This window comes from Litorimonas cladophorae (assembly GCF_014652455.1).
Classification (GTDB): Bacteria; Pseudomonadota; Alphaproteobacteria; order Caulobacterales; family Maricaulaceae; genus Litorimonas; species Litorimonas cladophorae.
The window spans coordinates 424,136-443,599 of sequence record NZ_BMYV01000002.1 but is presented as its reverse complement, the minus strand read 5'-3'; the positions used below and the strand labels follow the sequence as shown (position 1 = coordinate 443,599).

The following is a 19,464-nucleotide window of genomic DNA, read 5'->3' as shown; positions in this document are numbered from 1 at the left end:
GTCCTTGCGGGAATTGAACAGGCAGCAAAAACAGCGGCAAACGCAGAGGATATCGTCGCGGGCTACAGAGAAACTCTACTGCTCCTTAAAGACATCAATTTGCTTAGACACACTTGCAACTGTAGGATTTAGGGTAGCGCGCATTCCATAGTCCGGTCCCGCTTCTAGCATCCGTTTTTTCAAAGGCATGACGGAAGCTATAAAATCGGTGCTTATCCCTCAGCTATGAAGAGCTTTAATCAGTGCAGGAAATAAGGATTGTCCCGATCATAGTACTTGGGGAGCCTCGTTTTCTCGGAAAAAATGATCCGATGCTCCACAGTCTCTTCCCAAATCGGCCTTCGAATTAGGGAGATTGCAGGAAAACTTGAAAAAACGGACTCTTTCCAACGACTTAACGGTCTTAAGAATGAGAGAAATGGCGCACTGGGGAGGATTCGAACCCCCGACCCCTTGATTCGTAGTCAAGTACTCTATCCAACTGAGCTACCAGTGCGTACGCCTTGTGAGCGAGCGCGCCTTTAAGCGGAAAATGTCGCAGCCTGCAAGAAGTTTTTGCGGCTTTTTTCAGCTATAATGAAAGCCGCTATGTAGAGACGGCTTATCGCGCCGCCAGAACCCCCCGTGTCAGGGCCCGAGCCACCGCCCGCGCAGCCGCCGCTCCAAGATCGGCCAACGCAACAGGCCCTTCGCAAGTCGCTCCGCCCACACTCAACGCGAACAGCGTATCCCCATCCAATGGGGTATGCGAAGGCTGCACAGACATCGCGATCCCATCCTGCGCCATAATCGCAAGCCGTTTCAGCTGTTTCTGAGACAAGGCCGCGTCTGTCATGATTGCACCAATGACGGTCGATTGCCCCGCGCTCTTGAGGAATGCGAGTTTTGTGTCTTCAGGCTCTGACCAAGTATAATCCGCAGGTGGTCGCACGCCATCAAATTCCCCGCTCCGTTCATAGGTCCACGCATGCGGGCAACGCGTGCCAGGTAGAAAAGGCGATCCGACGGGATTGGCCGCGATAATCGCTTGCACAGATACCCCATTCACAGTTTCCGTCGCGAGACCTAATCCACCTGAATACAGCCCTGCCGTCGCGCCATATCCTGCCCCGACCGCGCCTTCCCCGACTTTAGTGTTTGCGACCACGCAGGCCTGTAGGGCCAGCGATTGAAACGGCGGATCCATGCCCCACGCTTTGTCACCGCCATTCGCATTGTCGAAAAGAATAGCGGACGGCACGATTGGACTAACTGGAATCGGTGGAGGGCCTGCCGCAAATCCGATCTGCTGCGCGCCTAACCATCGCGTTACGGCATCTGCCGCACTTAGGCCGTAAACGGAGCCTCCTGACAAAACAATGGCATGGACGTGCTCGATCAGACCGCCGTCCTGAAGCGCCGAAATTTCGCGTGTACCAGGCCCACCACCACGGACATCAACTGCGGCCCGTGCGGGTGCATCGGGCAAGATGACGGTGACGCCTGTGCGCACATCTGCATCATGGGCGAGGCCCACTCGATACCCTGGGATCAAATCTATCATAAATTAGGTGTAGTCGGCTCGCGCCTAATGAGAAAGCCCTTTCAAGAGCGAGGCTCAACACAGATATCCGAGCGCGTCAGGATATCGCGGGTGAGGCCTGTTTTTAAAAGCTATGACTATGTTATAAAATGCTAAATTACGTCACGCCCGACCTCGGTCATAAAGCGGATTATGCTATTTTGCAGAAAGACGTTTGCATCAACCAATACAGAAATGAACCCTGACACTCTCTCCCTGCCGCCGACCACCTTCGACATTTCCGTCTTCAGAAAACTGACAAAACTAACGTCTTTAACGGCGGATAATTTAACCGGCCTGAGCCAGGTACCTTCAACACGTCATACTGTTGGAAAAGAAGAGCGCTTGGTTGAAACGCCTGCCCCAGAGCCTCGATTTTTCATTGTCGTCTCGGGCTGGCTTTATGCATACTCAGGGACAGCCGGGCGAGATCGGCAGGTATATGATATTTTCCAAGCTGGTGATTTCATCGGTTTCGAGACCTTATCGGGGGGCGACAATCATTTCACTGTGAGGGCCCTGACGACAGCGCATCTCATCGAAATTTCACCAATGCTAATGATGGAATTTACGGGACGACACCCGCGTTTGGCGCGGCATCTACAAGCTGTGAATACGCTCAGTCATCTTATACTTATGGATCGTCTAAAAACCATCGCTCGACAACGCCCAAAGGCCCGCGTTGCGCATTTCCTCTTGGAGATCGCCAATAGAGAGCGTTTAACATCTCTCTATCATGACGGTGAGAATGGGAACTCACTGACTTTTAACCTGCCAATGGTTCAAAGTCTTTTAGCCGATTGTATTGGTCTTACTGCCGTACACATCTCACGTACGTTAACTTGGATGACCCAAGAAGGCCTCATCGAACGCCCGGCTAGAACGCTGATCACATTAAAGGATGAAGGCGCACTGATTGAGCTTGCGAATTATCAAAACAGGTATGCGGATTTCAGCTCCGACTAGCGCGTTTAGGACATGTAATGCGTCAGAAACTCGCGCTTATTCGCATTGCAACGCGGTAAATGTTCATGGTATGTTCGCACCATGGCAAAAACACTTATTGATAGACTCAGCATTCTTGCGGATGCCGCAAAATATGATGCGTCCTGCGCGTCTTCCTCGACAACGCGGAAGAACAGCCTGTCTTCGGGGGGGATAGGTTCAACCGAAGGCATGGGCATTTGTCATTCCTACGCGCCAGATGGGCGTTGCATCAGTTTGTTGAAAATTCTGATGACGAATTTCTGCATTTATGATTGCCGCTACTGCGTGAACCGCGTCAGTTCTAATGTGGAGCGGGCCCGGTTTTCGGTCGATGAAGTTGTAAAATTGACGCTCGATTTCTACAAACGCAATTACATCGAAGGGCTATTCCTATCCTCCGGCATTATCCGTAGCTCCGATTACACCATGGAACAAATGGTCGAGATCGCGCGGAAGCTGCGAGAAGACCATAAATTCAAAGGCTATATCCATCTCAAAACAATTCCAGAGGCGGACCCGCTTTTGATTAAACAAGCGGGACTTTTATCGGATCGTTTGTCTATCAATATTGAACTCCCAACCGAAGCCGCGCTGCAATCCTACGCACCTGAAAAATCAACGCTCACAATCAAAACAGCGATGGCGGGTGTAAGACAGAGCATTGAAGATCACCGCCCCGACAAGAAAGAACGCTCGAACCATCGTCCGCCCAAATTTTCGCCTGCGGGTCAATCCACGCAAATGATAGTTGGCGCAGATGCAAGTACGGATGCCGATATCATGACGTCCTCAACGTCACTTTATTCCAGCTATAAACTCAAGCGCGTCTATTACTCAGCCTTCTCTCCCATTCAGGACGCGTCAAAAGATCTGCCGCTCGTGAAGCCCCCATTGATGCGCGAGCACCGGCTTTATCAGGCAGATTGGCTGCTGCGGTTTTATGGTTTCGAAACGTCAGAAATATTTGAAGACCGCAAAAATGGTATGCTTGATTTGGATATTGATCCAAAACTGAGTTGGGCTCTCACCCATCGCGCGGGCTTTCCCGTTGACGTTAATCGCGCCACGAAGGAACAGCTTGTCCGTGTACCAGGGCTTGGGTTGAAATCGGTTGAACGTATTCTGCGCGCGCGGCGGCAGACGCGTTTGCGGTTGGCAGATGTCAAAACGATTGCGCGATCGATTAAAATCTCCAAGGCCTTTATAGAAACCTCTGACTGGACGCCGGGAAGCTTGCTCGACAGTCCATCTTTGCGTCAAGCTTTTGCCCCCGCGCCCGAACAACTCTTACTGCTATGAAGCGTATTACGCTTTCCCACGAGACCGATCTAACACTATGGCGCGAAAGCGTGCGGCCTTTTCTGGCGGCGCGTGTTCGATCGGGGTCATTGCTCTGGCGTGTGGGTGAGGCGCGTACAGATTTATTTTCGGATATGGCGGCTGTGCCCATTAAGACACCCAAGTCGAATGCCGAATATCCTGTGCGTATCTCCAAATCACACCTCAGCCTTTGTGAACGTGTATTGTGTCATCGCGACCCGGCCCGGTTTCATCATCTCTATGCTCTAATGCTGCGCCTACAAACAGACCCGCTAGCCTTGGATGACCCGCTCTTCACAAGCGCGAATTGGGTGCGCGATGCTGATCGCGCGATAGGTCGTGACCGCCATAAAATGCATGCTTTTGTCCGATTTAAAAAAGTGGGCGAGCGGGAAACAGTCGGTGAGCCGCGCGAAATTTTTTGCGCGTGGTTTGAACCCGACCATCGCATTGTCGAACTGACGGCGGCGTTTTTCGCGCGACGTTTTACCGGTATGGATTGGTCTATATTAACGCCTTACGGCTGCTCGCATTGGGATGGTTCAGACCTGAAATTCTCGCCGCCTGTAGAAAAATCCGAAGCGCCGACCTCAGACACAACTGAAGCTGCTTGGACGACTTATTATAGCTCCATCTTTAACCCGTCCCGCGTCAAAATTGGGGCGATGATGTCGGAAATGCCGAAGAAATATTGGAAGAACCTCCCAGAAGCGAAGGTCATTCCGCAACTTCTCCAGCAGGCCGAATTGCGCCAATCCGGATTCATGTCGCGCCCCGAAACCAAGCCGCATCTTTTGACAGATAAAATCAAACCCGATGTCTATGCGCGCCAAGAATTACCCGCGAAGATCAGATCACTTGCCGATGCGGCATCGGCGGCGGCGCGGTGTACAAATTGCTCGTTACATAGCTGCGCAACCCAGACCGTCTTTGGCGAAGGCCCCGTTGATGCGCGGTTGATGTTAGTCGGAGAACAGCCTGGCGATACCGAAGATTTACGCGGACGCCCTTTTGTGGGTCCGGCAGGAAACCTTCTGAACCAAGCGCTAACGGAGGCCGGACTGGCCCGAGATGACCTCTACGTGACGAATGCTGTGAAGCATTTTAAATTTGTTCCGCGCGGAAAATCCCGCATTCACAAATCGCCCAGCACCTATGAGATTCAACAATGTGGGCCTTGGCTCGATCTGGAGCGTCAATTCGTCAAACCGGTCGTCATTCTGGCTTTAGGCAAAACCGCGCTTCGGTCTCTCTCAGGTTATACGGGAACGTTAAAGGCCGTGCGGGGGACAATAGTACGAAGCAAGTCTGGCGAAATTATCCTGCCAACTGTCCACCCGAGTTACCTGCTGCGTTTGCGCGAAGGTCCGACACGTGATTCTGAATATCGGAGCTTTGTTGACGATTTAACGCGCGCAAAAGCATTGATCGCGTCTGAAGCTATTGCGCCTTTTGAGGATATTTCAAAGGCGGGTTAATCCCCGCATGAATACGCGGGCTTGCAGGCTGTGGAAAGATGATGAAAGACACTTTGGAAATCTCTCACGAGAGCGGAAATTCAGAGGACACTTATGAGCGCGTTGAAAACTCCTTGGTTAGCCACATATGAAAAGATCGGCGTGAAAATCACAGCCCCAGCAAACCGCAGCTTAGCCGATTACCTGGAAGAACACGCGCGCGTTAGACCCGACGCGGCTGCCCTACATTATTTCTCTCGAAGTTGGACCTATGGGCAAGTTAATGCAGCCGCCAATCAACTGGCCAATGCGCTCTCTGATTTAGGAGTCGGCCGCGGTGATGTCGTCGGCTTGCACATGCCGAACCTCCCGCAATATTATTTGGGTCTTGTCGCAATCTCGAAACTGGGTGCAATTGGATCGGGCGTTTCACCTTTGCTCGCACCGCCAGAATTGGCACATCAAGTCGCGGATGCCCGCATAAAAGTCCTAATGAGTTTCGAAGCCCTTGGCCCAGCCGTGTCGGCAATGAATGCGCCCGATTGCCTTCAGGCTGTCGTGATCTGCGGCGCACGCGATATGCTTGACGCGCCAGAGGTCGCTTTGCCAAATCTACCGCAGCTGAAAGCAGTGTCATTTAATTCAATCTTTGAAAGCGCATCCAAAAGCTTTGAAACCGTCCCTGTCGACCCGCAAGACACCTTCATGATTCAATATACGGGCGGAACCACGGGTAAACCTAAGGGTGCCGAGCTGTCCCACAGCACATTATTGCACAACCCAATACAAGTTTTGGCGTTAGCCCCTGAAATTAGAGTCGGCGATGAAATTTTTGTGTCGGCATTTCCGCTTTTCCATATCGCAGGGCTTTGTTTCTGCCTGATGGCCTTTGTCACGGGTGGGTCCTACGAGTGCTTGCCTGACCCACGCGACACGGACCGTATTTGCGACGCGATGAAATCCAGACCGCCGACACGCATTGCCGCCGTGCCCGCTCTTTATGATATGTTGGTGGCCAACCCAAAATTTGCTGAAGTGGATTTTTCCCGCGTTGAGATGGCCTCTTCGGGTGCCGCACCCATGACACGCGCCACCCAAGATGCCGTCACCAATATTATCGGCCGCCCTGTCATGTCAGATATTTTCGGTATGACCGAAACGGGCCCCTGTCACACCTCCAATCCTGTCGTCGCGCCGAAAGCAGGCTCTGTCGGCTTGCCTTGTGCAGGCGCCAAAATCCGAATTCGAGATGTCGAAACAGGACTGAAGGATATGCCCTTTGGCGAAGCTGGCGAGATTTGTTCGGCCGGGCCACAGCTCATGAAAGGTTATTTGGATTTACCCGAAGAAAGCGCCCGCGCCGTTCGCATGATTGAGGGTGAACGATGGATGTTCACGGGCGACGTGGGATATATGGATGAGGAAGGTTACGTCTTCCTTTGTGATCGCGCCAAAGACATGTTGGTTGTGGGTGGGTTCAAAGTCTTCTCCGTTGAGGTCGAAGACAAGCTCGCCAGCCTACCCATGGTCGCCAGTTCTGCCATCATCGGTACACCCGACACACGGCGCCCTGGAAATGATATCGTCAACCTCTATGTCGCGCTTTCACCTGACTATCGTGACAAAGCGGAAGATAGTCTTCGCACCGAATTACTCGCGTGGATCCGCGAAAATATGGCGGCCTATAAAGTGCCCAAACGGATCGTCTTCGTTGATGAAATCCCGCTGACGCCTGTCGGAAAAATAGACAAAAAGAAACTTCGCGCCGCCGCTATGGAATCTGCCTAGTGCCATTCAAACCCAAGGCCCAAGCGACGGTCAACCGCCGAAATGCCTTGGTCGGGCTGGGCGCAACAGCTGTTGTCGCCTGTACGCCTAAATCAACAGATCCGCGTAAAAACTATGACGCTGACATCATCATTTTGGGTGCAGGCCTTGCGGGTCTGCACGCCGCGTATCTCTTAACCAAAGTGGGCCGCGACGTCGTGGTGCTAGAGGCCAATGACCGCGTCGGCGGACGGTTATTTACGTTGGATCACGGAGACGGCTTTACCGAGGGCGGTGGAGAATTAATTAACACGACCTACAAACGCATTCTAGACGCGACATCACGCCTTGGTTTGATTGCAACCCCAAACGCAGACGTATCCAATAAAACTGGCTACTGGGCAGATGATCAAGTTGTTGAGAGCAAAGAGCAAAGGCGAAACATCTTCGCCCAACATTTCAATCCCTTTAGTGAGGCGACGTTTTCTATCGATGGGGGCGCACAGCGTCTTCCCGAAGCTATGGCGAAAAAACTGCCTCGCGCACCTATATTGAAATCCTATATCAAGGCGTTGGAGGTTTCGGACAGCCTCGTCACGGCGACCGATCATACGGGGCGAGTTTGGCGTGCTCCTGAAATGATTTGCACCCTGCCATTTGGCGCATTGCGGCAATTGAAGGTCAACGCGCCCATCCCCGCAGTACAGAAAGCCGCTATCGCCCGCTTGCCATATGTGCAAATAGTTCAAGTCCATTTTCGTGCGATATCGCAATTCTGGACAAAAGATCACCTACCTGCCGATATGTGGACTGATGGACCTATTTCCCAAGTCACGGCCAGCCGCGACGCCGATGGCATGCCCACGGGATTATTTCGCGCCTCTATTCGCGGCGCGGGTTTGGCGAGCCTTTATCAGGATGGCGGTGCGGGGCTCTATCAGCGTTTCCGTGCGGAACTCGCGCGTCTGCGACCCTCAACCTATGCCGCTATTGATATTCTGAATGTGGTCGACTGGACCAAAAATAATCACGCCTCGGGCGGGGCCTATATGGATTGGGCACCAGAGCAGATTGCGCAATGGGCCGCGACCATGGGTGAGCCTGTCGGACGGCTTCATTTCGCGGGCGCACATCTGGGCGTGACAGCACTGGGTATGGAAGCCGCGATGGAGTCTGCGGAAACAGTTTGCGCGCGTTTAATTAAATAGGCCGAGGTGTCCTTCCCGCGAATAAAATCGCAAAGCCGATGATCCAACTCGCCCATTTCTCAATCACATCTGCCAAGGGTCCAGCGATATTATAAGCGATCACCGCAATGCTAAACCCTGCAACAATCGCGGCGAAAATGAATATATCGCGAACTTTCATCCCAAGACATTTGACGAGGATCACAGGACCGAAGGCCGCGCCTAAGGCCACCCAAGAAAACAAAACACGCGTGAAAATATCTTTGGGTAAGGTTAGGGTCATAATCACGGCGATGACCGCGACGCCAATCATTGCCAAGCGACCATACAGAAGCCCCCGTTTTGGATCTGAATATTGAATGCCGCTATCGTGAGAGACTGCGGATGCCGCCGCAAGCAACAAACTGTCGACGGTCGACATGACGGCCGAGAGAACCGCAGCAATGACAACACCCGCAACCACGGGCGGCAGATAATTTTGCGCGGCCGCGAAAAACAAACTCTCGCCGCCAGTGTCCACTTTCAACGCTCGTCCGGCAAAGGCCAAACAGATGAGACCTGAATAAATGATCACGCCCCAGCCAATTGTTATGGCGGCGGCTTGCTTACGCTCGCGGTCGGTGCGGACAGACATGATGCGGTTCAGTAATTGTGGCTGACCTAACGCGCCCAATCCTGTGCCAAGCAGACCCATCGCGACGCCAATACCTGCCATGCCTGCCGAACCATTTGTGAAGCTGAAATAATCATGGGGCTCGGTCGCGTGAAGTGTCTCAATCACCGCACCAATTCCGCCAGCGGCTGAAACAGTCGCCAGAGGCACAAGGATGCAGGCAAGCATCATTACGCCTGCTTGCAAGGCATCTGTTACACTGGCGGCCCAAAACCCACCGAGTAAGCAATAGGCGACAATCACAGCCGCGCCCAAGAGGACGGCTTCGGCCACGCCCAAGCCAAAGACTTCATCCAGCGCATTCCCTGCGGCTTGGAATTGGCTAGAGATATAAAAAACGAAACAAAAGAGGATGAGCGCCGCGCAAAGCAAGCCCGTCAAACGCTTGGCTTTTCCCGCCATTCCATCCGTGATGAAATCCACGATCGTAATGTGGCCTTTGGCTGCCGTTTCAGCGTTCAGACGCGGCCCCATCACGAGCCATGTCATAAGATAGCCACCAAAAATCCCCGGCACGAGCCAGAGCCCAACAGCGCCTTGTGTGAAGACAATGCCTGTGAAACCCAGCAGAACCCAAGCCGAACTTGTTGACGCGGCGTAGGACAATCCGGCCGTCCACGCACCTAATCCGCCGCCCTTACCACCACCCGCAATGAAAAAATCGGACTCATCGGACACCCGACGCGAAGCCCACCAGCCGACACCGAGTAAGATAATTTTATACGCGATCAATGTGATCAGAACGATGGTCGTTTCGGTCATGTAGTCCCCAATGTCTCAGGCCCAAGGCCTCGGCCATTTTGGGTCTGGGCTGCAGACTAGGCGATCTATCGCGTGAAGTCAGTCACAAGAATATTCAGGATGCACTGCGGTGTTTTCAACGTTACAGGGGCCCATGACCGACACACCGAATTTACGAATTGATCGACCACATAAGAATGTTGCACGCCTGACCCTTTCGCAACCTGCGCGCCGTAATGCACTGAACGCGGCCATGTGGGCCGCCATTCCTGGTATCATGACGGAGTTGGCGTCGGACGAAACCCTCCGCGCTTTGATCATAACGGGAGACGGTGAACATTTTGCAGCAGGGGCGGATATTTCTGAATTCGGGACGCTCTATGCGACACCAGACTCTGCGGCAAAAATCAGCGCCGATATACAGAACGCGTTTAGAGCGATTGCGGCCTTTCCAATGCCCACCCTCGCAATGATCCGCGGCGCCTGTGTCGGCGGCGGGTGCGGCTTGGCATTATGTTGTGATCTACGCTTTGCCGATGCAACAGCGAAATTTGCGATCACGCCCGCCAAGCTTGGTCTCGTCTACCCATTCGGAGATGTTGCGCGGTTGATCGACGCCGTGGGTGTTGCCAATGCCAGTGACATGATGCTCTCCGCGCGGGTGATTGGAGCCAAACCAGCACGGGAGATGGGATTGATCCACCGCGTTGTCGACGTTGACGCATTGGATGCCGAAGTGATGGCCTATGTCGGAGGCCTGACCACACTTTCCCCCGAAAGCCTACGGGTCACGAAATCTATGATCACGGCCTATCGTGAAGGCCAGCGCACTGACACACCACAGACCGACGCGCAATTCCTAGCGGGATTTTCATCCAAGGATTTCGGCGAGGGTTTCCGGGCATTCCTCGAGAAGCGGAAGCCCGATTTCAGTTAATTAGATTTCCAAAATTGCGCCTAATAAGACATCCAAATCTTGATCTGATGTGTAGCCATGTATGGAGAAACGAAAGCCTTCTTCGCGCTCGTCATAGCGGATAGCCTTCGCCTTTAGTTTGTCATGCAACGCAAGCCGATTGTCTGGTGAGACGACAAAAGTTGCACCGCGAGCCTTTGGCTGAATAGGCGAAACGATCATTTCTTGATCGACATGATCACAAAGCCGAGAGAGACAGGTTTCAATACGATTATGCGTGTGATGTGGCGTCGTAGCCTGCCAGATTTTCATCGCGTTGTTAGCCATAACGAAGGGCGCAGGTGACGGTGTGCCCCCAAAGAAACGCAATGCATCATCCGCATATCTAAAGTTTTCAATGGCCATTTCGAAAGGGTTTTGATGTGAAAACCAACCGACATCGATGGGCTCACAACGCTTTAAGATATGCGGGGCCACATAAAGAAAACAGGCCCCCGGACCAAAACATAGAAATTTCACCCCTGTCCCGATTGCAAAATCTACGCCCCAAACTGAGATATCAACAGGCACAGCCCCCAAGGACTGCGCAACATCAACAATCGAGACAGCCCCGTTAGATTTCGCCAACCCGGCAATATCTTTAACGGGTAGAATATGGGACGTATTGGATGTCGCATGAGTGATGTGCGCAACCGCGACACGCCCATCTATGGCAGCCTCCCACGTCTCAATATGTGTCGGGTCACCCTCGACAAAGCGAAGTTTATAGCCCTGACGCTCCGCTTGTTTGATGACAAACCCGATAGTCGGAAAGTCCTGCTTCGACAATACAATGACGTTGCGGCCCCTTTCCTGCGGGAGGCTGAAAAGAACTTTCGTCAACGCGCTAGAAATATTATTTTGCGGGCAAATGCTTTCAGATTTCACATCGAGTAGCTCTGCCATCCCCGCTCGAAACTCATCAAATATTGGCATCCAATCCATCCAGTTAGAGCCAGAGATCCAGGGCTCTAGGAATTGCGCCATTAACGCATCTCCGCTCGTAATCGGCAGGCATCCCACGCTGTGCGAGAGAAAGTAAGTATCTGGAACGTAGAATAAATCACGCATCTGCTTTGGGCTCTAATTTTGCGCGCTTTTGGCCATAGCTGCCGCCCCAACGATCTGTCATTTCAGCCCGTACCGTCCAAAGCGCTGGGAAAAATTTTTGACGTAAACCTTCATTCAATATTTCCACGGGCCGTCCTTTGAGGGAATTGGCTGCGACGCCGATGGACCGATAGATCAATTGCATGTGCGCATTGCGAAACTTTTGGAACTGTTCATCAAATTCCGCGAGCGCTTCAGCGATCATATAGGTATCATCATGCCTATATTCGCTGTCATAAACCTGTTCAAGCGTGCGGTTCCCACTCTCCAGATAAACCGCCTCAAACGTAGCCCAAAGGTCCTTCGGCATCTTCAGCAGAACTCGAAATCCAGGGCTTTCTTGCCCGCTTCCATTCCCCAAAAGAAGACGGATCTCTTGATAATCCTTCGGCGACATAGTTTCCAAAAGCGACAACTGGGTCGTCATCATTTCTTGGCAAATATGGACTCGTCGAAACAGCGTCAGCGCTTTAAATGTATTCCCCGCAAGCATTTCGTCATGAATATCCAGCAGAGTTGTCGCCATGAGCTTCATCCACAGCTCTTCGACCTGATGGACAATCATAAACTGTAATTCGTCAGGATTACAGAGGTCTTCGGGTGTCTTCTGACACGCCAAAAGACGCGCTGTATTTAAATAAATTTCGTAATCAAGCTGGCCTGCGCCACGCATCATCACTTCATATTCGGATCGGTTCATTGTCTCTGTCTTTCATAATGTCTGATATCGTCAGCAAAATGAAAGCTGTCTAAGCGTGACCTGTCAGCCAGTTTCGGAGCACGTGTTGTGCAAGCGCGATTTGAAAGTCATTGAACACGATCGGAGGATGTAGGGTTTAGATGGTTTTGTAAATCCATGAATTAGGCTTTCCTAACCCGCCTCATAAGTCACCATTCTATGCGAGTGAACCGCGTTGAAGACCCTCAAATTCATTTCTTTCCGCTTTTTTGAAAAACTTTTCTGATAAGAAATCAATTCTCAGAGCCGCATTTTGGGACAATACTCCGCGTTGAAAGAAACTGTGATAGGGTTCTATAGTTCTTTCGGACACGGGACAGGCTCGTGATCATTGACTGGCTGGTCCGAAAGACGGTGTGCCTATCTGCATTTAGTAATGCAAATGTAGAGGGGCCGAGTAGCGCGTGCCTGACAACCTGGAACGGTTGCAATCAAGTGAGGCCGTTATTCGAGACACACCGCCGCGTGGTATTGCGGTGCGGCATGCGCCGCTTCGCATAGGTCAATGGATTGACACACATTGGTCGCAAGTCGCGTAAAACACATTTAGAACACTCTTGGCAGGCCATCGCGGTTTGCGCCACGCGGACGTCCTGATTATTCTCAATATCGGCAGTCACGAGATGGGCTGTAAGGGTTTTCACTTGGGCAATGCGTAGGCCACGGTCGAGAATGACGACGGCTCCGAATGACCTTCCCCAAAAATGCGAACCTCTATTGTGGCAGACGTTTTTCCAATACGCAGCAAAGTTCCTTCCGCACGCACCAAAGGCCCCAAACATGGACGTAAAAAATGCATATTCAAATTCGATGTCACCGCCATTGGCGTAATACCCAATTTGGTGAAAACAACGACATAGGCAACAGTATCAGCAAGGGCCATTTGCGTGGGGCCGCTCACCATATTTCCTGGGCGCAGATGGCGCGCATCGGATTTTAATTCTAATGCAGCAAAGCCATCCCGCATTTCCGTTACGATCGCCCGGGTTTCGTTGTCAGGGAAATGGGCTGCAAACATGGCGTTCACGGCGGCAATATCGGTAAACGGCTTATTGTCATTAGACGGCATCTTAAGTCTCACATTTTTGGGATTGATTAGAGTTGCCAATGCGATTGGATTGTAAATCTAATTTCTGACAGCATGACGGATGGGAAGTTCCGTTGTAAATTTGAGCTTTTCCATCGCAAAACTCGCCGAGACATCCGAAAGACGGACTTGGGAAATCAAGGCCTGATAGACGCGATCATAATCGGAAACACTGGCAACCATCATCTTCAAAATATAATCGACATCGCCAGCGAGGCGGTAAAATTCAACAATTTCAGGCGTCGCTTCGACGGCTTGCGTAAAACTATCCGACCAAGTTTTTGAATGATCATCCGTTCGCACGGACACGAAAACGGTCAGCGGCAATCCAACTTTCTCATTGTCAATCAGGGCCACACGCCGTTCAAGAATTCCAACGTCTTCGAGCTTTCGAACACGCCGCCAACACGTATTCAATGACACACCAACTTCGTCGGCAATCGAATCCAAAGACCGAGTTGCGTCATGTTGCAGGATTTCCAAGATGTGCACGTCGTTTCGTGTGAGCGTTTCCAAAACGTTGTCTCCATCTCCATTTGCGCCGCTGCGTCTCTATTGAGCAATCCCTCAAACGTCAAAGGATATTCAAATATTAACACTCAGATTGAACAAAAACTATGTAATATTTTCGGCTGGAGCTACATTAAGCAAAATTTTTTTGATAAATGGAGTGAAATACGGTGTTTTTCGTAAAGTCTTTACGAGACATCCACTTTATAGTCCTCGTTCAAGGAGATATTTGATGAAAGCTTTTACCGAACATCCGGAATCTGTGGGCGAGACATATTTCGAGCACATGCGGACATCGTTTGGTTTCGGCGCGCGCATGCTCGTGGCGGGTCTCGGATGTTTTCTACACGGTCTCTTCCCTTTCATTTGCACCAAAACGGGAAGCAAAACGATTGGCACGTTGCACCACACGATGGTGACGCATCGAGATAAGAGCATTTTGCCCTGTGCGGAGGCTGATAAAAATCCAGCCTAATTGCCTAGCTCTGCTTTGCGCCCGAACCTCTCACCACGTTCAATTGCCCTTTAAGTTTTAGGCCCGAGACAGTAGCGGTTAACGGAGATCTCGACGAAAATATTTTCGTTGAAAGCCGCAATGTCAAAAACAGAACGACGTTTTTAGAAGGGTCAAGGTCGCAGAAAATTTTTGCGCCAAATGGATTTCTTGTCTTCAAAATGAATAAAACGCCGCTCAGCACGAGGGCTAGAGGTTCATCCATGATCAACTCCTATCGCACAGCCATTCAATCGGATTTAGAGCTCGACCCAGCTGTCGTTCTAAAAAAGCAAACCCCGATTCCGGCCCATATTCGGGCTGCTGCCACTGCGCGCGCGACAGGTTTAGTTAAACGTCTAAGAGACGAGGCCGAACCAGGCCTGATGGAAAAGTTCCTCGGGGAATATGGTCTGTCCACTGATGAAGGCGTCGCACTTATGTGCCTTGCCGAAGCCTTGCTCCGTGTACCTGACAAGGAGACCATGGACGACCTGATCGAGGACAAAATCGCACCTTCCGAATGGGGTGCGCATTTGAACAAGAGCAGCTCGGCACTTGTAAATGCGTCGACTTGGGGATTGATGCTCACAGGGAAAGTCTTGGACACAGATGACAGCCGCGGCGTGGTCAAGACCCTGCGCACGCTTGTGAAGCGGTTAGGCGAACCCGTTATTCGGACCGCAGTTCGCCAAGCCATGCGCGAAATGGGACGCCAATTTGTGCTGGGCGAAGACATACAAGACGCCCTTAAAAATCGTCGTTCGGGATATCGATACTCTTTCGACATGCTAGGCGAGGCTGCAATCTCAACGGCCGATGCGCGGCGTTATGAAAACGCCTATCGTTTGGCCGCGGAAGCATTAGCGCCCTATTGCAACTCGGTGTCCATTCACGACAATCCGGGTATTTCGGTGAAGCTTTCAGCCCTACATCCGCGCTATGAAACTTTACAAGCGTCGCGGGTAGAGGATGAGTTACTGCCGCGTCTGAAAGGCTTAGCGCTTATCGCAGCCAAATCTGGAATAGGCCTCAATATTGACGCGGAAGAGGCTGACCGTCTTGACCTTTCGCTGGACCTGTTCGAAAAATTGGCTCGCGATCCTGAATTGTCTGGCTGGGATGGGTTGGGCCTCGTCGTCCAAGCCTATGGGTTGAGAGCGGCCTCCGTGATTGATTGGCTTGCGGCTCTTGCCAAAGATACAAACCGCCGTTTCATGGTACGTCTTGTCAAAGGCGCCTATTGGGATGGCGAAATAAAACACGCTCAAGTCGGCGGGCACACACATTTTCCCGTCTTCACGACCAAGGCAGAAACTGATCAGAATTTCGCACTCTGCGCCGCCAAACTTATGGGGTTGCGGGATCGCCTTTATCCACAATTCGCGACCCACAATGCCCGTACAACAGCCGAAGTTTTGGAGCTTGCGAATGGAGATTTAAGCGGCTTCGAATTCCAACGTTTGCACGGCATGGGCGACGCCTTGCATGAGATTCTGCGGAAAGAAACGAAAGTGCCTTGCCGCATTTACGCGCCGGTCGGTATTCATCGCGATCTTCTCGCCTATCTCGTCAGACGCCTTTTGGAAAATGGCGCTAACTCATCATTTGTCAGCCAAATCACCAATCGTGACGTTCCAATAGATGTGATCGTCGCAGACCCTTTCGAGCAGACCCAAATCCCGATCGTCACAAACGCTGAAGATATTTTTGCGCCTCGAAAAAACTCTCGCGGATGGAACTTACAAGATCCTGTGGAACTCGAGGTATTTGAAAAAGGGCGCTCTCTCTTCGAGACGAAGCAATGGACGGCCAAGCCACAATTGGCAAAGTCCACGCGGAAAAAGGGAACACCTCGCGAGATTGTAAATCCAGCGGATAGTTCTGACGTCGTAGGCATCGCTTGGTTCGCAACGTCCCAACATGTAGACGCCGCATTCAAACATGCCACACCTTGGAACGCGCCCGTTGAAGAAAGAGCCAATATTCTGCGACGCGCCGCTGATAACTTAGAGGCGCGGCACAGTGAAATCTTTGCCCTGCTCACACGTGAGGCCGGAAAAACCGCCGCTGACGGAATAGCAGAACTTCGCGAAGCCGTCGATTTCCTTCGCTTTTATGCCGATGAAGGCGAAAGCAATATTGGAGAAGCCCGCGGGTGCATTATCACGATTGCACCGTGGAATTTTCCTCTCGCCATTTTCTTGGGCCAGATTGCAGCGGCTTTGGCGGCTGGAAATGCGGTGATCGCCAAGCCCGCAGAAGCGACGCCGTTGATCGCCGCACTCGCCGTCGAAATATTGCACAAGGCCGGCGTTCCCAACACAGCCCTTCAAAACCTCCCTGGCGAAGGCCCTGTGATCGGAACTGCTTTAACAACTGATCCACGCGCAGATGGTGTCGTCTTTACGGGCAGCACATCCACGGCCCAGATCATTAACCGAAACGTGGCGGACGCGCTCTCGCCTCATGCTCTTTTCATTGCTGAGACGGGCGGCATTAACTGCATGATTGTCGACAGCACGGCCCTTCCACAACAAGCGGTCGCAGATATCATTGCCAGCGCCTTTCAAAGTGCCGGGCAGAGATGCTCCGCGCTTCGGATGTTATACATTCAAGACGACATTTATGAACCTGTTTTGAAAATGCTCACTGAGGCCATGGATGAACTGGCGCTTGGAAATCCTTGGGACATGAGGACCGATGTCGGTCCCGTGATTGACGAAGCGGCAAGGGCGCGTTTCTCGGCTTACATCGCCGAAGCCGATGTCATCCATCAAGCGAGTGATTTTCCAGATGTTGGGCATTTCATACAACCAACCTTGGTCCGAGTAGGCGGCCGAAAAGATATGGAGCAAGAAATATTCGGCCCCGTTCTCCATGTTGCGAAATTCAATCCAAAGGAAATTCCTGCAATCTTAGAAGATATTGATTCCGCAGATTATGCGCTCACATTTGGACTTCACACGCGGATCGACAATCGAGTTGATGACATCACGCAAAAGCTTCGAGTCGGAAACATTTACGTAAACCGCAATCAAATTGGCGCTGTTGTCGGCAGTCAACCCTTCGGCGGCTCAGGCTTATCTGGAACGGGTCCAAAGGCTGGCGGACCAGACTATCTCCCTCGTTTCCTAAAAAAATCCCACACAACCCGAGACGAGCCGGATCGCAGGCAATCTGACCCCGCCAAAGCACAAGCCCAAATTGACGCGACGCCTCTACCAGACAAAGACGTTCTGCACGCGATAGATTGCCCTGGACCTACGGGCGAAAGCAATCGTCTGTCGACCTATGCGCGTGGCCGCGTTTTATGTTTGGGCCCCGATGTTGATGTACAAGCGGACCTTATCAAAGCCGCAGGTGGCAGCCCGGTGAAATTACCGACACTCGCGCCAACTGAACTAGAGAACCTCAGTGGGTTTTCCGCTGTGATTTTTTGGGGCTCTGAAAGCGAGCAAAAGAGCGCCCGTAAAGCCCTAGCTCAACGAGATGGAGCCATCTTACCTCTGATGACAGGGGAAGACGTGCACTGGGCCGTTACGACCGAAGTTCACGTGTGTATCGATACGACCGCGAGTGGCGGCAATGCCGACTTACTGGCGGGGAAGGCTTAAATAACGTCTCACGGAAAACCGCTTATGCTGGCCGATACCCCACCTTTTGCTCTGCCAACACGATAGCAGAACTCGCATCAACAACGCCGTCGAGCGCAAGCAGGCGATTGTCGAGAAAATCAGATAAGGCGCGAATGTCTGCAACGTGAAGGTGGATCAGATAATCGATCGCACCTGATAATTTGTAGAAACCGCTGATTTCGGTGTAGCTCGATAATCGGGCCCGAAACGCGCGTGCAGTTTCGACATCTTGGCGTTCCACCTTGATCTGCACGACGGCATGAATGGCCTGTCCAACGGCGACTGGGTCTACCTCAACGGTGAATCGCTTAATCACACCGTTCGTTTGCAAGGCCTCGACACGTCTCTGACAAGCCGACGGAGATAACCCGACCTCAGCACCAAGGTTTACCCAACTGATCCTGGCATTGAGCGATAACTCATGAATTATCTTTTTATCAATTGGAGACAGCATAAAAACTCTCAATTTTGAACGAAAGTATCATATTCCTGCTAAATTTAAGAAAATTCTGCATGAATACGCAGACTAAGCTTATGATACATCTGTTATAGTGCAACCTAATTCACCCAAATCGGAGTTTATATGTCACATTTGAAGAGCATTGATCACGTCACTTATGCCTGTGAAAAAGGCATGATCGAAAAATGGGCTTGGTTCCATATTGAAGTCGAAGGCGGAACACTCATTAAACGTATCGATGATGTGAACCCTGATGGAAAATCCTCAATGAAAATCTGGTGCATCGACTACGGCAATTTCGGAATTGCGTTGATCGAAGGTATTGATCGCGAAGAGAAGTCACAGGTCACCGCTTTTACAGATCTTCATGGCGACCATTCTTGTCAGCACGTCGCATATGACTGCTACAGTTTGGACAAATTCATCGCGCATATGAAAACACTGGGCGGTCACCCGCGCGGCGACGTGATTATTCAAGACGACGGCTTCGGTATCCTGAAGCAAATGTTCGCTAAAGGCTTTGCCTCTGGCCATGCTGGCGAAGCAACTTTCCCAGAGTATTGCGAACGCCCGCGCAATGCATCAGAAGCCCGTGACATGGAAATTACATTCTCTGAGATGGCCGGTGAAGGTTTCTATGCGCAGGTGCAAAAGGCCATTGAAGAAAATGATACAACGCCATTCTTCGACTTCAAAAAGATGCCAACGGATTGGAGTGTTCCGCCGGTTCAAGAAAAGACTGGCGCATAATCCGCCAAACCTATTTTAGATATTTAATC

The 19,464-nt window shown here is 51.6% G+C and carries 16 protein-coding genes, 1 tRNA gene and 1 pseudogene; 9 read left to right on the top strand and 9 right to left on the bottom strand.

What is annotated here, in order from left to right; all coding sequences use genetic code 11:
- Nucleotides 1-419 precede the first annotated feature (419 nt).
- Nucleotides 420-496: transfer RNA gene (locus IE073_RS09925), tRNA-Arg, on the bottom strand.
- A gap of 105 nt (nucleotides 497-601) precedes the next feature.
- Nucleotides 602-1,543, bottom strand: coding sequence for a P1 family peptidase (locus IE073_RS09920; protein WP_189585055.1), 942 nt, complete (start codon nucleotides 1,541-1,543; stop codon nucleotides 602-604).
- Between the two features lie 213 nt (nucleotides 1,544-1,756).
- Between IE073_RS09920 and IE073_RS09915 the strand changes: the two genes are divergently transcribed.
- The 5 genes from IE073_RS09915 to IE073_RS09895 all read left to right on the top strand — a co-directional run bounded on the left by IE073_RS09915 (nucleotide 1,757) and on the right by IE073_RS09895 (nucleotide 8,300).
- Nucleotides 1,757-2,527, top strand: coding sequence for a Crp/Fnr family transcriptional regulator (locus IE073_RS09915; RefSeq protein ID WP_189585052.1), 771 nt, complete (start codon nucleotides 1,757-1,759; stop codon nucleotides 2,525-2,527).
- An 81-nt stretch (nucleotides 2,528-2,608) separates the two neighbouring features.
- Nucleotides 2,609-3,847 (top strand): putative DNA modification/repair radical SAM protein, encoded by a 1,239-nt coding sequence (locus IE073_RS09910; RefSeq protein WP_189585049.1) that lies wholly within the window; start codon nucleotides 2,609-2,611, stop codon nucleotides 3,845-3,847.
- Nucleotides 3,844-5,346, top strand: a complete 1,503-nt coding sequence (locus IE073_RS09905) for a UdgX family uracil-DNA binding protein (protein WP_189585046.1) — start codon at nucleotides 3,844-3,846, stop codon at nucleotides 5,344-5,346. The genes IE073_RS09910 and IE073_RS09905 overlap by 4 nt, the downstream gene beginning before the upstream one ends.
- A 93-nt stretch (nucleotides 5,347-5,439) precedes the next feature.
- Nucleotides 5,440-7,113: a class I adenylate-forming enzyme family protein gene (locus IE073_RS09900; RefSeq protein WP_189585043.1), complete on the top strand. Its 1,674-nt coding sequence runs from the start codon at nucleotides 5,440-5,442 to the stop codon at nucleotides 7,111-7,113.
- Entirely contained in the window at nucleotides 7,113-8,300 is a 1,188-nt protein-coding gene (locus IE073_RS09895; protein WP_189585040.1) for a flavin monoamine oxidase family protein, read from the top strand. The genes IE073_RS09900 and IE073_RS09895 overlap by 1 nt, the downstream gene beginning before the upstream one ends.
- Here the strand turns inward: IE073_RS09895 and IE073_RS09890 are convergent.
- Entirely contained in the window at nucleotides 8,293-9,714 is a 1,422-nt protein-coding gene (locus IE073_RS09890; protein WP_189585037.1) for a sodium/proline symporter, read from the bottom strand. The two genes, IE073_RS09895 and IE073_RS09890, sit on opposite strands and share 8 nt — an antisense overlap.
- 133 nt (nucleotides 9,715-9,847) lie before the next feature.
- Here IE073_RS09890 and IE073_RS09885 point away from each other — a divergent pair, with 133 nt between their 5' ends.
- Entirely contained in the window at nucleotides 9,848-10,630 is a 783-nt protein-coding gene (locus tag IE073_RS09885; RefSeq protein ID WP_189585034.1) for an enoyl-CoA hydratase/isomerase family protein, read from the top strand.
- Here the strand turns inward: IE073_RS09885 and IE073_RS09880 are convergent, their stop codons facing one another.
- From IE073_RS09880 to IE073_RS09865, 4 genes are all read right to left on the bottom strand, one after another.
- Nucleotides 10,631-11,719 (bottom strand): aminotransferase class V-fold PLP-dependent enzyme, encoded by a 1,089-nt coding sequence (locus IE073_RS09880; RefSeq protein ID WP_189585030.1) that lies wholly within the window; start codon nucleotides 11,717-11,719, stop codon nucleotides 10,631-10,633. It abuts the gene before it with no gap.
- On the bottom strand, nucleotides 11,712-12,458 hold the full coding sequence (locus IE073_RS09875; RefSeq protein ID WP_189585027.1) for a tryptophan 2,3-dioxygenase family protein: 747 nt from the start codon (nucleotides 12,456-12,458) through the stop codon (nucleotides 11,712-11,714). Before IE073_RS09875 ends, IE073_RS09880 begins: the two co-directional genes overlap by 8 nt.
- A gap of 679 nt (nucleotides 12,459-13,137) precedes the next feature.
- Nucleotides 13,138-13,566, bottom strand: coding sequence for a PaaI family thioesterase (locus IE073_RS09870; RefSeq protein WP_233349990.1), 429 nt, complete (start codon nucleotides 13,564-13,566; stop codon nucleotides 13,138-13,140).
- A 57-nt stretch (nucleotides 13,567-13,623) separates the two neighbouring features.
- Nucleotides 13,624-14,100 carry an Lrp/AsnC family transcriptional regulator gene (locus tag IE073_RS09865; protein WP_189585024.1) on the bottom strand — a complete coding sequence of 159 codons (477 nt, stop codon included), beginning with the start codon at nucleotides 14,098-14,100 and terminating at the stop codon, nucleotides 13,624-13,626.
- 226 nt (nucleotides 14,101-14,326) lie between these two features.
- Between IE073_RS09865 and IE073_RS09860 the strand changes: the two genes are divergently transcribed.
- Both IE073_RS09860 and putA read left to right on the top strand, forming a co-directional pair.
- The gene (locus IE073_RS09860; RefSeq protein WP_189585022.1) at nucleotides 14,327-14,569 is read left to right on the top strand and encodes a DUF6356 family protein; all 243 of its coding nucleotides are present in this window, start codon (nucleotides 14,327-14,329) and stop codon (nucleotides 14,567-14,569) included.
- 242 nt (nucleotides 14,570-14,811) lie between these two features.
- A complete protein-coding gene (gene putA / locus IE073_RS09855) occupies nucleotides 14,812-18,204 on the top strand; it encodes a bifunctional proline dehydrogenase/L-glutamate gamma-semialdehyde dehydrogenase PutA (RefSeq protein ID WP_189585018.1) in 3,393 nt (1,130 codons plus the stop codon).
- 22 nt (nucleotides 18,205-18,226) lie between these two features.
- Here putA and IE073_RS09850 read toward each other — a convergent pair whose 3' ends face one another.
- Together IE073_RS09850 and IE073_RS14300 are read right to left on the bottom strand one after the other, a co-directional pair.
- Nucleotides 18,227-18,541 carry an Lrp/AsnC family transcriptional regulator gene (locus IE073_RS09850; protein ID WP_233349989.1) on the bottom strand — a complete coding sequence of 105 codons (315 nt, stop codon included), beginning with the start codon at nucleotides 18,539-18,541 and terminating at the stop codon, nucleotides 18,227-18,229.
- 3 nt (nucleotides 18,542-18,544) lie between these two features.
- A pseudogene (locus IE073_RS14300) lies at nucleotides 18,545-18,679 on the bottom strand (Lrp/AsnC family transcriptional regulator); the annotation flags it as partial.
- Between the two features lie 129 nt (nucleotides 18,680-18,808).
- Between IE073_RS14300 and IE073_RS09845 the strand changes: the two are divergent.
- Nucleotides 18,809-19,435: a VOC family protein gene (locus IE073_RS09845; RefSeq protein ID WP_189585013.1), complete on the top strand. Its 627-nt coding sequence runs from the start codon at nucleotides 18,809-18,811 to the stop codon at nucleotides 19,433-19,435.
- The last annotated feature ends 29 nt before the right edge of the window (nucleotides 19,436-19,464 follow it).